This window comes from Pseudomonas sp. UMAB-08, from assembly GCF_900095225.1.
Lineage (GTDB): Bacteria > Pseudomonadota > Gammaproteobacteria > Pseudomonadales > Pseudomonadaceae > Aquipseudomonas.
On record NZ_LT607430.1, the window covers coordinates 17,792 to 32,862 of the forward strand.

Below are 15,071 nucleotides of genomic sequence, written 5' to 3' on the forward strand. Positions count from 1 at the left end.
GATCTGCTTCTGGCCGGCACGGCCTTCCTGCGGCAATGAAATCATTACTCCAACCGTAATGATTTCATCCGTTGCTTGATTGATGCGCTTCACCATTCGCTCATAAGGTGGCTCACGACAGCGAAAACGCGTGGAGTGAGCATGACAATAATAAATACACCCGATCCGCGCTGGTCGCGTCGGCGCAGCGAAAAGCAGCGGCGACTCGAGCAGGTGCGGTCTCTCGCCGATGGCGTGGTGTTGCCGACCGAGAATATCGTCGCCGCGCTGGAGGCCTTGTTGGTCTCCGGCGACCGCGTGGTGCTTGAAGGCAACAACCAGAAACAGGCAGATTTTCTTTCCCGTTCCCTGGCCAAGGTCGATCCGGCCAAGTTGCATGATCTGCACATGATCATGCCCAGCGTTGGCCGGTCCGAGCACCTGGATCTGTTCGAACGCGGCATCGCCCGCAAGCTGGATTTTTCCTTCGCGGGCACGCAAAGCCTGCGCATCAGCCAGTTACTGGAAGATGGCTTGCTGGAAATTGGCGCCATCCATACCTACATCGAATTGTACTCACGGCTGGTGGTCGACCTGATCCCCAACGTGGTGTTGGCGGCTGGCTTCATGGCGGACCGTGCCGGTAACATTTACACCGGTCCCAGTACTGAGGACACCCCGGCACTGGTCGAGCCGGCAGCGTTTAGCGATGGCATCGTAATCTTCCAGGTCAATCAGTTGGTGGACGATGTCAGCGACCTGCCTCGGGTCGACATTCCAGCGTCCTGGGTCGACTTTGTGGTGGTGGCTGACCAACCGTTTTACATCGAGCCGCTGTTCACCCGTGACCCACGCCACATCAAGCCTGTGCATGTGTTGATGGCGATGATGGCGATTCGTGGCATTTATGAAAAACATAATGTGCAGTCGCTGAACCACGGCATCGGTTTCAACACGGCCGCCATTGAACTGATTTTGCCCACTTACGGCGAGTCCCTGGGTCTGAAAGGCAAAATCTGTCGCAACTGGACCCTCAACCCGCACCCAACGCTGATTCCGGCCATCGAAAGTGGCTGGGTCGAAAGCATCCATTGTTTCGGCACTGAGTTGGGCATGGAAAACTATATTGCGGCGCGGCCTGACGTGTTCTTTACCGGCCGTGATGGCTCGCTGCGCTCCAACCGGATGATTTGCCAGCTGGCCGGTCAGTACGCGGTGGACCTGTTTATCGGCGCGACGTTGCAGGTGGATGGCGATGGTCACTCTTCGACTGTGACCCGTGGGCGCCTGGCCGGTTTCGGCGGCGCACCGAACATGGGCCATGACCCGCATGGCCGCCGCCATGCGACCCCGGCCTGGCTGGACATGCGTCAGCAGACCGGTGACGGCCCGGCCGCTTACCTTGAGCGCGGCAAGAAGCTGGTGGTGCAGATGGTCGAGACCTTCCAGGAAGGCGGCAAACCCACGTTCGTCGAGACCCTGGATGCAATCGACGTGGCGAAGAAGAGCGGCATGCCGCTGGCGCCGATCATGATCTACGGCGATGACGTGACCCACTTGCTCACAGAAGAAGGCATCGCCTATCTGTACAAGGCGCGGACCCTGGAAGAACGTCAGGCGATGATCGCGGCGGTCGCAGGGGTGACGGCCATCGGCATGCGTCACAACCCTAAAGACACAGCGCGCATGCGCCGCGAAGGCTTGATCGCCTTGCCCGAAGATTTGGGCATCCGCCGTACCGACGCCAGCCGCGAATTGCTCGCTGCGAAAAGCGTTGCCGACCTGGTCGAGTGGTCTGGCGGCTTGTACAACCCACCTGCCCAATTCAGGAGTTGGTGATGCGCGCACTCAACCTGAAACCTGTCGTTGTTTCGTTGGCCGACCGCCTGGCTGACCTGGCCGTGGATGCGCTGATCGATGAAGCAGACCTGTCGCCGAAACCGGCGTTGGTCGACCGTCGCGGCAGTGGCGCGCATCAGGATCTGCACCTGGGCTTGATGCACGCTTCTGCGCTGTCGTTGTGGCCGGCGTTCAAGCACATGGCCGAAGCCGCCCTTGAATTTGGCGTCGTTGGTCAGCCACTGCGCGAGGCCGTGGGGCGGATCGGTCGCGAAGGTGAAGTGGCGATGCTGCACACCACCGGTGGCGTGAACACCCATCGCGGGGCGATCTGGGCCTTGGGTTTGCTGGTGACGGCGGTGGCGCTGGAACCGGGCCATTGCACGGCGGCGGGTGTGAGTCTGCGGGCTGCGAAACTGGCGTTGATCGATGACCGCCATTCGCCGTTGCAGAACAGCCACGGTGCCAACGTCGCCCAGCGTTATGGCGCACGAGGCGCTCGGGAACAGGCGCAGTTGGGCTTTCCAGCCGTGATCCAGCATGGCCTGCCGCAATTGCAACGCAGCCGCGCCGCCGGGCACGGCGAACAGAACGCACGACTCGATGCCCTGCTGGCGATCATGACCACCCTGGCCGACACCTGCGTGCTGTACCGCGCCGGTCAGCCGGGACTTGAAGCCATGCAATTCGGCGCGCAAAGGGTCCTGGATTCCGGCGGCAGCGCCAGCCTCGATGGTCGGCGTTGCCTGCATGAACTGGATCAACAGCTATTGAGCCTGAACGCATCGCCGGGTGGCGCTGCGGACCTGCTCGCCGCGTGCCTGTTTATCGATAGCCTTGAGCCTGGGCTCGGCGACCAATCGAGGATTTTTTGATCATGGAAACCCTGTCTTTTGAATTCCCTGCCGGGCAGCCGCCCCTGAGGCGCGCGTTGGTGGGTTGTGTCGGTTCGGGTGATCTGGAAGCGCTGCTTGAGCCGGGTCAGCCGGGCAAGCTATCGATACAGGTCGTGACATCAGTCAACGGCAGTGCGGCCCGTTGGCAGCACTTGTTCGAGCGCATGTTCGACGGGCAATTGCCGCCAGCGCTGGCCATCGATATTCATGATTTCGGCGCGACGCCGGGTGTGGTGCGGTTGCGTCTGGAGCAAGGTTTCGAGGAGATCGGTCATGACTGACAACGCCCGTTTATTGCGTCAGCACAGCTTCGTCGAACTCAACGCTCGCCAGCGTGCCCGCGCCATACTGGATGCCGGAAGCTTTCGTGAGTTGCTCGACCCCTTCGCGCGGATGATGTCGCCTTGGCTGGCCAAGCAAGGCGTTGTGCCGCAGGCCGATGATGGCGTGGTGATCGCCAAAGGTTCTATCGGCGGCCTGCCAGTGGTCATCGCAGCCATTGAAGGCGCGTTTCAGGGTGGCAGCCTCGGCGAAGTCGGCGGGGCCAAGATTGCGGGTGCGCTGGAACTGGCCGCCGAGGACAACCGTAACGGCATTCCAACCGCTGCCGTGTTGCTCCTGGAAACCGGTGGTGTGCGCTTGCAAGAAGCCAATCTTGGGCTGGCGGCGATTGCTGATATCCACGCGGCGATTGTCGATTTGCGCCAGTACCAGCCGGTGATTGGCGTGATCGCCGGGAGCGTTGGCTGCTTCGGCGGGATGTCCATCGCTGCCGGCCTATGCAGTTATATAGTGGTGACTCGCGAGGCGCGTCTGGGTTTGAACGGACCGCAGGTGATCGAGCAGGAAGCGGGCATCGAAGAGTACGACTCGCGCAACCGACCTTTTATCTGGAGCCTGACCGGGGGTGAACAACGCTTCGCAAGCGGCTTGGCAGATGGTTTCTCGATAGATGATGTGACGAGCATTCAGCGCCAGGTCGATACCTGGCTCAAGCAGGGCTTGCCTGAACAGCAACGTAGCGGTCAATACGCACTGTTTCTGCAGCGCCTGGCGCAGCTGGACACAGCACCCCAAATCGATCCACAGACGGTGCGCACCCTTTATCAAGGAGAACAGCCATGAGCGAGCACGTAACCATGAGCGAGTATTCGCAGCGCGGGTTGCACTGGTTTTTGGCGTTGAGTGGCGCAGCGTCTGAGGTCGCGGGTTTGCCTGCATCGCTCAAGGTGGCCGACGGCGTGCTGGGCGATGAGCCGGCACGTTTTCTGGCGGTGGTCGCTGACCCTGAAAACCGTTTCCCTCGGGCGCGCAACGGCGAAGTCGGGCTGCTCGAAGGCTGGGGTTTGGCCAAGGCGGTGGACGACGCGATACAGCTGGATCAGCGCAGTGAGCACAAACGCGCCTTGATCGTCATCGTCGATGTGCCGAGCCAGGCGTACGGTCGGCGCGAAGAAGCACTGGGCATTCATCAAGCCCTCGCCGGTGCGGTCGATAGCTATGCGCGTGCCCGTCTGGCTGGGCATCCGGTGATTGCCCTGCTGGTGGGCAAGGCCATGTCCGGTGCATTTCTGGCCCATGGTTATCAGGCCAACCGCCTGATTGCCCTGCGCGATCCCGGCGTGATGGTGCATGCGATGGGCAAGGCTTCAGCGGCTCGGGTCACTTTGCGCACTGTTGAGGAACTGGAAAAACTGGCCGCCAGCGTGCCGCCGATGGCCTACGACATCGACAGTTACGCGACCCTCGGTTTGCTGTGGGAAAGTCTGTCCGTCAGCCAGATCGAGCAACCGACGGCGCAAGACATCGATCATGTTCAGGCGTGCCTGACACTGGCGATCAAGGACGTGCAAGCGACCGGCACTGACCTGAGCAGTCGCCTGGGTGCGAGCAATCGTGCGGCGTCTGCCAAGGTGCGTGAATTGCTCCGGGCGCAGTGGTAAATGAACGTCCTTGTCGCTGTGCGACCTCACGACTTGCTCTGGGGTTTGCCTGTGCACGCGCTGGCTGAGGATGCGCCGGGCTGGGTTGCCGAGGCGCTGAGCCTTGGCCATCCGGTGGTGGTGCGTCGCGCGGTGTGCGCTAAGGATCAGATCGCGGTCGGCGTTCGCGGTCAGCAGCGCGAACAACGCTACGCCACGCTGATCAAGTGCGCAGATGTCCAACGCCAAGTGCAGCCCGAGCAACTCATTCATGTGAAGAGTCAGGAAGGTCGCGACTGGCCTGCGCTGCGAGCGCTGGCTCAGGTTCGGTCTCTGATGGAAGACCTTGGGCTGGTGTGGGGCGTCAGCGGCAGTGCCGGTTTTGAACTGGCCAGCGGGTTGGCTGCGCTGCACCGTGACAGCGACCTTGATTTGATTCTGCGCACGCCTCAGTTTTTCAGCCGCGAGCAGGCGGCCGAGCTGGTCCGCGTATTGGATGCAGCGACGACGAGGACGGGCTGCCGGATCGATCTGCAATTACAACTCCCAAGCGGTGGTGTGGTCTTGCGCGAGTGGGCCGGGTCGGCGCGCAAGGTCCTGCTTAAAACCGCTGAGGGCGCGTGCCTGCTCAGCGATCCTTGGCGGTTGAGCGAGTACGCCGCATGAGCAGCCTCATGGTGTTTCCTGGCCAGGGCGCGCAACAGCCGCACATGCTGCATCGGTTGCCGGATGAAGCGCTGGTCCGCGATTGCCTGCGCCAGGCCAGCGACGCACTGGGTGAAGAGGTACTGGCACTCGATTCGGTTGAAGCCTTGGCCGATAGCCGCGCCGTGCAGTTGTGTTTATTGATTGCCGGTGTGGCCTGTGCCCGCGTGCTGATCGAGCGCGCGAGCGTCCCCGACTACGTAGCAGGCTTGTCTATCGGCGCTTATCCAGCGGCGGTGATTGCCGGGTCGCTGGCGTTTGGCGATGCCGTGCGTCTGGTGGCCTTGCGCGGCGAACTGATGCAGAGCGCTTACCCTCATGGTTACGGCATGACCGCAATCATGGGGCTGGATCAACCTGCTGTCGAAGCGTTGATCGGGCAGGTTCATAGCCCGGCCACCCCCGTTTATCTGGCCAACATCAATGCCGATAACCAGTGGGTGATCGCGGGCAGCGAAAGTGCGATGGCAGCGGTCGCCGAGCGTGCGAAAAACAACGGCGCTTCGGCGGTCAAGCGCTTGGCGGTCAGCGTGCCGTCCCATTGCGCCTTGTTGGAGCAGCCTGCCGCAGCGTTGGCCGAGGCCTTTGCCAAGGTGTCGGTGCAGGCACCGACCCTGCGCTATCTCAGCGGCAGTACTGCACGGTTGGTGCTGACCGCCGACAAGGTGCGCGATGACCTGGCGTTCAACATGTGCCGGGTGATCGATTGGCGCGGCACCGTGCAAACAGCGTATGAGCGCGGCGTACGCCTACAGATCGAGTTACCGCCAGGCACCGTGTTGACGGGCCTGGCCAGAAAAGTGTTTGAACAAGGAGCGGCAGTCGCCTTTCAAGGGGCTCGCCTGGATACGCTGAGTGCGCTGCTGCGTGAGGAGGAAACCCGCAACCCATAAACCGTGTGGCAGCTGCGAAGGATAAAAACAACAACTTCGGCAACGCAATGTGAGGATAAAAATAATGATTATTTACGGTGTGGCCTTGCTGGCTATCTGCACCCTGGCGGGCGTCATTCTCGGCGATATGCTCGGCGTGCTACTGGGCGTTAAATCCAATGTGGGCGGGGTCGGTATCGCCATGATCCTGTTGATCTGCGCCCGTCTGTGGATGCACAACCGCGGCGGCATGACCAAGGAATGCGACTTGGGCGTGGGTTTCTGGGGCGCCATGTACATTCCTGTCGTGGTCGCCATGGCCGCGCAACAGAACGTGGTCGCTGCCTTGCACGGTGGACCGGTTGCGGTATTGGCGGCCATCGGTTCGGTGGTGGTCTGCGGTTGCACCATTGCGCTGATCAGTCGAACCCATAAGGGCGAACCTTTGCCGGACGAAGAGCCGACAATTATCCCGGGCGTGACATCGGTAGGGGGGCGTTGATATGTGGGCTCTCATGGAAAAAGGTTTGGCAAATAACGGCCTGGTCACTGCGTTCGCCTTTATCGGCGTGGTGATGTGGATTTCGGTGGTGATTTCAAAAAGACTCACGTTCGGACGCATTCACGGCTCGGCCATTGCCATCGTTATCGGGCTGGTGCTGGCGTGGGTCGGCGGCACCATGACTGGCGGACAAAAAGGCCTGGCGGACCTCACGCTGTTTTCGGGCATCGGCTTGATGGGTGGGGCCATGTTGCGTGACTTCGCCATTGTCGCCACGGCGTTCGAAGTGCAGGCCAGTGAAGCGCGCAAGGCCGGGTTGATCGGCGCTATCGCCTTGCTGCTGGGCACCGTGCTGCCGTTTATCGTGGGTGCGAGCATTGCCTGGGCCTTTGGCTATCGCGATGCAATCAGCATGACCACCATTGGCGCAGGTGCAGTGACGTACATCGTCGGGCCGGTGACCGGCGCAGCGATTGGCGCGAGTTCGGATGTGGTGGCACTGTCCATCGCGACAGGCTTGATCAAAGCGATTTTTGTGATGGTCGGCACGCCGATGGCGGCACGCTGGATGGGCCTGGACAATCCTCGCTCGGCGATGGTGTTCGGTGGCTTGGCCGGCACGGTCAGCGGCGTGACCGCAGGCCTGGCGGCGACGGACCGTCGGCTGGTGCCTTACGGCGCCTTGACCGCGACCTTCCACACCGGGTTGGGCTGCCTGTTGGGGCCGTCGGTGCTGTACTTCATCGTGCGCGGGATCGTGGGGGCGTAACCAAACCTTCAAGTCTCAGGTTGCGAATGCCGGTTGGCGTACATCCGGCATTCGGCCACAAACGCCAGCAGGTTGGGGTCGCGTTCCTTCGATTTGAGGAATACGACACCAATGTGCTGCTGCATCCGATAGCGCGCCTGCAACGGGATCAAGCGCACCCGATTCTCATAAACGGCGGCCACCCGCCCTGGCAGCAACGCATAACCGACCCCGGAGCTGACCATGCTCAGCAGGGTGAAAATGTCGTTGACCTGCATCGCCACCTTTGGCTCGAAGCCCGCCTGCTGGAACACTCGAACCCCGTCCTGATGCGTCGCGAAACCCTGTGCCAGGGTAATGAATGTCGCTTCGCGCAGATCGCTCAAATCCACTTCGCTTTGCTGTGAAAACGGTGACTCTGCGGGCGCGGCGAGGAAAATATCATCGGAAAACAGCGGCAGGTGTTCGCAGTCCGGATCGTTCACGCTTTCATTGAGCGATACCAGAATCGCGTCCACTTCCATGTTCTTCAGTTTGTAGAACAGGTCGATGTTGGAGCCCATGATCAAATCAATGTTCAGCTCACTGCGACGCAGCTTCAGGCCCATGATCAGCTGCGGCACGGTCTTGATCGTCAACGAGTACAGCGAGCCCAACTTGAACCGTGCCGCTGAAAAGCCTGCGGCCTGACGGGTCAACTCCACCGTGGCGACCACGTCCTGAATCAACTTCTGCGCGCGCTCTTCCAGCACGTAAGCGCTTTCCAGCGGCGTCAGGTTGCGACCCTCGTGCTTGAACAGTGGGCAGCGCAGGGCGCTCTCCAGAGAATGGATGGCCCGATGCACACTGACATTGCTGGTCTGCAACTCCACGGCGGCTCGCGCCAGATTGCCGGTGCGCATAAAGGCCAGAAAAATCTCCAGCTTCTTGAGGGTCAGTTCTTCGTCGATCAGCATGGCGGGCACTCTTATTCGTAGCTCTTCAATAATGAGAGCAGGTGGATTGTGCCTAACTCGGCGCGTGCTGGCTGCAAGGGATTTCAGCATGAAGGGGTTTAGAAATATCGCTGCGACCGGTGCGGGGCATTGCACTTTTCGCGCATAACCCTGAGCCTTGCGCAGTCGGTGTTTTTGGAGGTTTGCGAACATGTATCACGGAGAGCGCTTCAACGCCTGGACTCATCTGGTCGGCGCGGTGCTGGCTTTTGTCGGTGCGGTCTGGATGCTGGTGCTGGCCAGCATGGACGGCGATGTGTGGAAGATCGTCAGCACGGCGATCTACGGCGTGACCTTGTTACTGCTGTACAGCGTATCGACCGTGTATCACAGCGTCCGGGGCCGGGCGAAGGTGATCATGCAAAAGGTCGATCATCTGTCGATCTATCTGCTGATCGCGGGCAGCTACACCCCGTTCTGTCTGGTCACGCTGCGCGGGCCATGGGGCTGGACACTGTTCGGGGTGGTCTGGGGGCTGGCGGTGATCGGCATGTTGCAGGAGATCAAACCACGCTCCGAGGCACGCGTGATGTCCCTCGTGATCTACGCGGTGATGGGCTGGATCGTGTTGGTGGCGGTCAAGCCACTGATGGCTGCGCTGGGAACGACCGGCTTCACTTGGCTGGCGGCCGGCGGGGGTTTTTATACCGTGGGGATTATCTTTTTTGCTTTCGATAGCCGCTTCCGGCATTGGCACGGTATCTGGCACTTGTTCGTGATCGCCGGCAGTTTGCTGCACTTTGTGGCGATCATGTTTTATGTGCTTTGACACATAACCTGTAGGCGCTTGGTCCCCCTTGTCTGCGATAAGCCGGGGTCGCGCTCGACCCGAAGGACCTTCCAGCGGTGGTGAACTCACCCTCTTGGCCAGCGCTCCGCACTGGATCGCAGACAAGTCAGCTCCTACAGGTGGTGTGGTACGACGGTTTAGAAATCCCCCCACAACTGCTGCGCCACGCTCAGTGCCACCACGGGTGCGGTTTCTGTGCGCAGTACGCGTGGGCCGAGGCGGGCGGCGTGGAAGCCTGCGTCCTGGGCCTGATCGACTTCGGCGTCATTAAGCCCGCCTTCCGGGCCGATCAAAAAGGCCAGGGTGCCGGGTTTGTCGTGGCTGGTCAGCGGTTCTGCGACCGGGTGCAATACCAGTTTCAGGTCGGCTTCGGTCTTCTTGATCCAGTCAGCCAGGGCCATGGGTGCATGAATCACCGGCACCACCGAGCGACCGCATTGCTCGCACGCGCTGATAGCGATTTGCTGCCAGTGGGCCTGACGCTTTTCTGCGCGTTCATCTTTGAGCCGAACTTCACAACGTTCACTGACGATGGGCGTGATTTCGCTGACGCCCAGCTCGGTCGCCTTCTGAATCGCCCAGTCCATACGCTCGCCGCGTGACAGCCCCTGACCCAAGTGAATCCGCAACGGCGATTCGATTTGCCCGGCAAATTGTTCATTCAACTGCACCCGCACGCGCTTCTTGCCCACTTCGAGCAAGGCGCCGCGAAACTCGCTGCCCGAGCCGTCGAATACTTGCAGCGCGTCACCTTCGGCCATGCGCAATACGCGACCGATGTAGTGCGCCTGGGCTTCTGGCAGCTCGTGCTCGCCGAGGCTCAAGGGCGCGTCGATAAAAAAGCGGGACAGTCTCATGTTCGTTCTCTGAAAGTGTTTAGGTCCTTGTAGGAGCGGGCAAGTGCGCGTCTACAAGGGATCAGCCTGGATCTCGAAAGTCTGGATGAAAGTTTTCGTGCACCGCAACGCTGACGCTGGTGCGGGTCGCGATGTCGATGCCTTCTGTGGCCACTTCGGCGAGAAAGTCGATTTCTTCCGGGGTGATGACATACGGCGGCAGGAAATACACCACGCTGCCAAGTGGCCGCAGCAGGGCGCCACGCTCCAGCGCGTGCTGGAACACCTTCAAACCGCGTCGTTCTTGCCAGGGGTAAGCGGTTTTAGTGGCTTTGTCCTGCACCATCTCGATGGCCAGCGCCATGCCGGTTTGACGGACTTCGGCGACATGGGGGTGATCGACCAGATGCGCGGTGGCGCTGGCCATGCGTTGCGCCAGGGCCTTGTTGTTCTCGATGACGTTGTCTTGCTCGAAGATGTCCAGCGTCGCCAGTGCTGCCGCACACGCCAGCGGATTGCCGGTGTAGCTGTGCGAATGGAGGAAGGCGCGCAGGGTCGAGTAGTCATCGTAGAACGCGCTGTACACGTCATCGGTGGTGATGCACGCCGCCAAGGGCAGATAACCACCGGTCAGGGCTTTGGACAGGCAGAGGAAGTCCGGACGGATACCAGCCTGTTCGCACGCGAACATCGTTCCGGTGCGCCCGAAGCCGACGGCGATTTCGTCGTGAATCAAATGCACGCCATACCGATCACAGGCCTCGCGCAACAGCGTGAGGTACACCGGGTGGTACATGCGCATACCGCCCGCGCCCTGAATCAACGGCTCGACAATCACCGCCGCGACAGTGTCGTGGTTCTCGGCCAGGGTCTGCTCCATGGCGGCGAACATGTTGCGCGAGTGCTCTTCCCAGCCCATGCCTTCAGGCCGGTGGTAGCAGTCCGGGCTTGGTACCTTGATGGTGTCGAGCAGCAGCGCTTTGTACGTCTCGGTGAACAACGGTACGTCGCCCACCGACATCGCCGCCATGGTTTCGCCGTGGTAGCTGTTGGTCAGGGTGACGAAGCGTTTTTTATTCGGCTGGCCGCGGTTGAGCCAGTAGTGAAAGCTCATTTTCAGCGCGACTTCGATGCAGGACGAACCATTATCGGCGTAGAAGCAGCGGGTCAGGCCTTCGGGCGTCATCTTGATCAGACGCTCGGACAGCTCGATCACCGGTTGGTGGCTGAAGCCGGCAAGAATCACGTGTTCCAGCTGGTCGACCTGGTCTTTGATCCGTTGATTGATGCGCGGGTTTGAGTGACCGAACACGTTTACCCACCAGGAGCTCACGGCATCCAGGTAACGCTTGCCTTCGAAATCTTCAAGCCAGACACCTTTGCCGCTCTTGATCGGGATCAGCGGCAGGCTCTCGTGGTCTTTCATTTGGGTGCAGGGATGCCATAGCACCGCTAGGTCGCGTTGCATCCACTGGTTATTCAGGCCCATTGGCAATCTCCGGGTGGCAGCTCGCATGGCGCGAGGGCAAACAATGGCGCAAGCCTATGCAATGCCTGCGCGTGGGACAACCTCTTGTGTACTTTCAGTCCACATCAATAGCCCGACGGACATTGCTGGCAGGCCTATGGCGGCTGGCGTATCCTTCGCGGCTGCCTGAGTGTTCGGGCGCTATTTTCCGAAATATCCTACGTTTTTTCCGGAGTTTGCTGAATGGTTGGTGTCTGGCTGCGCGCCTGTGCGCTGGTAATGGTTGGGCTGGTCAGCGCGTCAGCGCTCGCTATCGACAAACAACACACGGCGATTGTGGTCGGCGGCGGTCTGGCTGGCCTGACGGCAGCGTACGAGCTGCAGGCCAAAGGCTGGCAGGTGACGTTGCTGGAAGCCAAGCCAAGCCTGGGAGGGCGTTCGGGTCTGGCCACCAGTGAGTGGATCGGCAACAGCAAGGCCCAGCCGGTACTGAACCAATACCTGGACCATTTCAAACTCAAGAGCGTGCCTGCGCCCGAGTTTGTACGTACTCCGGGTTACCTGATCGATGGCGAGTATTTCACGCCTGCCACCCTCGCCGCGAAGCAACCGGCAACGGCCGAGGCGATGAAGCGTTATAACGCCGCACTGGATGACTTGGCGCGCTCCATCGACAACCCGGAAAGCCCTGCGGCCAGCAGCACGCTGTTCGCCCTGGACCAGATCAACGTGTCCAACTGGCTGGATCGTTTGAACCTGCCCGCCACGGCGCGTCAATTGGTCAATCAGGAAATCCGTTCGCGCTACGACGAGCCGTCGCGTTTGTCGCTGTTGTATTTCGCACAGCAGTCCCGGGTTTATCGTAACGTCGATGACCGTGACCGCCGTGCTGCGCGTCTGCCAGGCGGCAGTGCAGTGTTGGCCCAAGAGTTCGTCAAACAGCTGAAAAGCATCAAGACCAACTCGCCGGTGTCCGCGATCATCCAGGACAAGGACGGCGTGACAGTCAAGGCTGGCGCGGTCGGCTATCAGGCGGAATACGTTGTGCTGGCCGTGCCATTGCGCGCGCTCGGCAATATCCAGATGACGCCAGCGCTGGATGCCCAGCACATGGGCGCGATCAAGGGGACCAACTACGGCTGGCGCGATCAGATCATGCTCAAGTTCAAGACCCCGGTCTGGGACAGCAAAGCGCGCATGTCTGGCGAGATTTACAGCAACACCGGCTTGGGTATGTTGTGGATCGAACCGGCCCTCAAGGGTGGCGCCAATGTGGTGATCAACCTGTCCGGCGACAATGCCCGCATCATGCAAACCTTCGGTGACAAGCAGTTGTCGGATCAGGTGTTGATTCGCTTGCACGCCTTCTACCCACAAGCCCGTGGCGCCTACCTGGGCTATGAAATTCGTCGTTACAGCACCGACCCGTCAACGGGCGGCGCTTACCTGGCCTTCGGTCCAGGGCAGATCAGCAAGTACTGGCGCTTGTGGGAAAAACCACTGCAGCGTGTAGCCTTTGCCGGTGAGCACACTGACACCTTGTACCCTGGCACGCTGGAAGGCGCATTGCGCACCGGCCAGCGCGCCGCCAGCCAGGTTCAGGACTTGGCTGCCGGTAAGTCGTTTGAACCGGTAAAAGTCGTACCGCCTGCAGCGCCAAGCGCACCTAAAGCAGCCAGCGGCGGTTTCTTCTCCAACCTGTTCGGTGGCTCGTCCGATAAAGCGCCTGCCAAGGTTGAGCCTGCCCCGGCTCCAGCCCCAGCGCCTGTTGTTGCGCCGGTTGCTCCGGTTGTCGCCCCAGTGGTGGTTGAACCCGTGAAGCCTGAGCCCGTGAAAGCGGAGCCGGCCAAGAAAGCGCCAGCCAAAGGCCATCCAGCGAAAAAGCCTGCCGCCAAAGAACCTGCGAAAAAAGCGCCTGCTAAACCGGCCCCGGCCAAAAAAGCCCCGGTGAAGAAGGCGCCTGTCACGCCGAGCGCTGTTCCCGCCGCTGACGTGAAGAGCTGATTGAGTCACTGCTGAATTGAAAAAGGCGCGGTCTGAGACCGCGCCTTTTTTTTCTTTCGCGATTCGCCGGGTATCTACGGGCTGTGTCGCGCCGTTCATCGGAGTCGAATGTCCGATTGTCACGAGGCAGTGTTGTCGAACGAGCATTATCGGGATGCTTACTCGTCTTTTAAGAATCGACCGAAGGTCGTTAGCCGGTTGAACTATCGTATTTCTCGATATTTCAAAGCGAAATTTTGCGCTTTCATTCGATAGATAAAAAGTTAGTCTGAGACCCACTCTTGAAGGTAACTGTGATGCAGCTACGCAACTCCTCCTCTCGTTACGGTCTGGTCAGCATCTTGCTGCACTGGGGTGTGGCGCTTGTTGTCTTTGGTTTGTTTGCACTCGGTCTGTGGATGGTCGACCTCGACTACTACGATACCTGGCGCAAAGCGGCTCCTGACCTGCACAAGAGCATTGGTCTTACCCTGTTCGCTGTGATGGTGGTCAGGGTGGTATGGCGTTTTATCAGCCCGCCACCTCCTGCACTGTCCGCTCAGAGTCGGCTCGTCCAATGGGGTGCGAAGTTCGGGCATCTGTTTCTTTATGTCGGTTTGTTTGCCGTGATGGTTGCCGGTTACCTCATTTCCACCGCCGACGGTGTGGGGATTCCGGTGTTTGATCTGTTCGAGGTGCCGGCGTTGATTTCCAGCATCCCCGATCAGGCAGACGTTGCGGGCGCTGTTCATGAGTACTTGGCCTGGGCACTGGTGATTATCGCTGGACTTCACGCCCTGGCCGCATTGAAACACCACTTTATTGATCGCGATGCGACCCTTACGCGCATGTTGGGTCGCGACTAATGTTCAACCTAAACGGGAATAAACGCATGTTGAAGAAGACGCTCGCCGCTCTGGCTCTGGGTACTGCTCTGTTGTCCGCCGGGCAAGTGATGGCCGCTGATTACAAAGTCGATAAGGAAGGCCAGCACGCCTTCGTTAACTTCAAGATCAGCCATCTGGGCTTCAGCTACATCTACGGTACGTTCAAGGACTGGGACGGCACCTTCAGCTTCGACGCCAAGAACCCGGAAGCCAGCAAAATTAATGTCACGCTGAAAACTGCCAGCGTCGACACTAACCACGCTGAACGTGACAAGCACATCCGCACTCCTGATTTCCTGGACGTCGCGAAATTCCCGGAAGCCAAATTCGTATCGACTTCGGTCAAGTCGACGGGCACCGACACGGCTGACGTGACCGGTAACCTGACGCTGCACGGCGTGACAAAGCCAGTCGTGATCGCTGCGCATTTCCTGGGCGAAGGCAAAGATCCATGGGGCGGCTACCGTGCAGCTTTTGAAGGCACCACCACTATCAAGTTGAAAGACTTCGCGATTCAGAAAGATCTGGGCCCTAAAACCCAGGAACTTGAGCTGATCTTCTCGTTTGAAGGCGTTCAAGCCAAGTAAGGTTTGCTCGTAACCTAAAAACGCCGACCTTGGGGTCGGCGTTTTTATGTCTGGAATTGCAT

At 60.1% G+C, this 15,071-nt stretch carries 16 protein-coding genes; 13 read left to right on the plus strand and 3 right to left on the minus strand.

All coding sequences use genetic code 11. The features are described from left to right. Positions 1-141 precede the first annotated feature (141 nt). The 9 genes from mdcA (at position 142) to madM (ending at position 7,484) form a co-directional block, all read left to right on the plus strand. Complete coding sequence (gene mdcA, locus K0F75_RS21485; RefSeq protein ID WP_219063989.1) at positions 142-1,818, plus strand: malonate decarboxylase subunit alpha; 1,677 nt, start codon at positions 142-144, stop codon at positions 1,816-1,818. Beyond that, positions 1,818-2,693: a triphosphoribosyl-dephospho-CoA synthase gene (locus K0F75_RS21490; RefSeq protein ID WP_219063990.1), complete on the plus strand. Its 876-nt coding sequence runs from the start codon at positions 1,818-1,820 to the stop codon at positions 2,691-2,693. The genes mdcA and K0F75_RS21490 overlap by 1 nt, the downstream gene beginning before the upstream one ends. Before the next feature lie 2 nt (positions 2,694-2,695). Beyond that, positions 2,696-2,995, plus strand: coding sequence for a malonate decarboxylase subunit delta (locus tag K0F75_RS21495; RefSeq protein WP_219063991.1), 300 nt, complete (start codon positions 2,696-2,698; stop codon positions 2,993-2,995). Then, the gene (locus K0F75_RS21500) at positions 2,988-3,839 is read left to right on the plus strand and encodes a biotin-independent malonate decarboxylase subunit beta (protein WP_219063992.1); all 852 of its coding nucleotides are present in this window, start codon (positions 2,988-2,990) and stop codon (positions 3,837-3,839) included. Before K0F75_RS21495 ends, K0F75_RS21500 begins: the two co-directional genes overlap by 8 nt. A gap of 14 nt (positions 3,840-3,853) precedes the next feature. After that, positions 3,854-4,657: a biotin-independent malonate decarboxylase subunit gamma gene (gene mdcE, locus K0F75_RS21505; protein ID WP_219064052.1), complete on the plus strand. Its 804-nt coding sequence runs from the start codon at positions 3,854-3,856 to the stop codon at positions 4,655-4,657. Further along, entirely contained in the window at positions 4,658-5,302 is a 645-nt protein-coding gene (locus K0F75_RS21510) for a malonate decarboxylase holo-ACP synthase (protein WP_219063993.1), read from the plus strand. After that, the gene (gene mdcH / locus K0F75_RS21515; RefSeq protein WP_219063994.1) at positions 5,299-6,234 is read left to right on the plus strand and encodes a malonate decarboxylase subunit epsilon; all 936 of its coding nucleotides are present in this window, start codon (positions 5,299-5,301) and stop codon (positions 6,232-6,234) included. Before K0F75_RS21510 ends, mdcH begins: the two co-directional genes overlap by 4 nt. Positions 6,235-6,298: 64 nt before the next feature. Continuing rightward, on the plus strand, positions 6,299-6,715 hold the full coding sequence (gene madL / locus K0F75_RS21520; RefSeq protein ID WP_219063995.1) for a malonate transporter subunit MadL: 417 nt from the start codon (positions 6,299-6,301) through the stop codon (positions 6,713-6,715). Between the two features lies 1 nt (position 6,716). Continuing rightward, entirely contained in the window at positions 6,717-7,484 is a 768-nt protein-coding gene (gene madM / locus K0F75_RS21525) for a malonate transporter subunit MadM (protein ID WP_219063996.1), read from the plus strand. 8 nt (positions 7,485-7,492) lie between these two features. On the opposite strand, the gene K0F75_RS21530 is transcribed toward madM, so the two are convergent. Beyond that, positions 7,493-8,419: a LysR substrate-binding domain-containing protein gene (locus K0F75_RS21530; protein WP_219063997.1), complete on the minus strand. Its 927-nt coding sequence runs from the start codon at positions 8,417-8,419 to the stop codon at positions 7,493-7,495. A gap of 190 nt (positions 8,420-8,609) precedes the next feature. On the opposite strand from K0F75_RS21530, the gene K0F75_RS21535 reads away from it, so the two are divergent. Beyond that, positions 8,610-9,227, plus strand: a complete 618-nt coding sequence (locus tag K0F75_RS21535) for a hemolysin III family protein (protein ID WP_219063998.1) — start codon at positions 8,610-8,612, stop codon at positions 9,225-9,227. Positions 9,228-9,385: 158 nt separating this feature from the next. Here K0F75_RS21535 and K0F75_RS21540 read toward each other — a convergent pair whose 3' ends face one another. Both K0F75_RS21540 and K0F75_RS21545 read right to left on the minus strand, forming a co-directional pair. After that, positions 9,386-10,105 (minus strand): 16S rRNA (uracil(1498)-N(3))-methyltransferase, encoded by a 720-nt coding sequence (locus K0F75_RS21540; protein WP_219063999.1) that lies wholly within the window; start codon positions 10,103-10,105, stop codon positions 9,386-9,388. Between the two features lie 61 nt (positions 10,106-10,166). Further along, the gene (locus K0F75_RS21545; RefSeq protein ID WP_219064000.1) at positions 10,167-11,573 is read right to left on the minus strand and encodes an adenosylmethionine--8-amino-7-oxononanoate transaminase; all 1,407 of its coding nucleotides are present in this window, start codon (positions 11,571-11,573) and stop codon (positions 10,167-10,169) included. 222 nt (positions 11,574-11,795) lie between these two features. Here K0F75_RS21545 and K0F75_RS21550 point away from each other — a divergent pair, with 222 nt between their 5' ends. The 3 genes from K0F75_RS21550 to K0F75_RS21560 all read left to right on the plus strand — a co-directional run bounded on the left by K0F75_RS21550 (position 11,796) and on the right by K0F75_RS21560 (position 15,009). Continuing rightward, positions 11,796-13,556 carry a flavin monoamine oxidase family protein gene (locus tag K0F75_RS21550; protein WP_219064001.1) on the plus strand — a complete coding sequence of 587 codons (1,761 nt, stop codon included), beginning with the start codon at positions 11,796-11,798 and terminating at the stop codon, positions 13,554-13,556. A gap of 296 nt (positions 13,557-13,852) precedes the next feature. Next, positions 13,853-14,401 carry a cytochrome b gene (locus tag K0F75_RS21555; RefSeq protein ID WP_219064002.1) on the plus strand — a complete coding sequence of 183 codons (549 nt, stop codon included), beginning with the start codon at positions 13,853-13,855 and terminating at the stop codon, positions 14,399-14,401. 26 nt (positions 14,402-14,427) lie between these two features. Beyond that, on the plus strand, positions 14,428-15,009 hold the full coding sequence (locus tag K0F75_RS21560) for a YceI family protein (protein ID WP_219064003.1): 582 nt from the start codon (positions 14,428-14,430) through the stop codon (positions 15,007-15,009). Positions 15,010-15,071 lie beyond the last annotated feature (62 nt).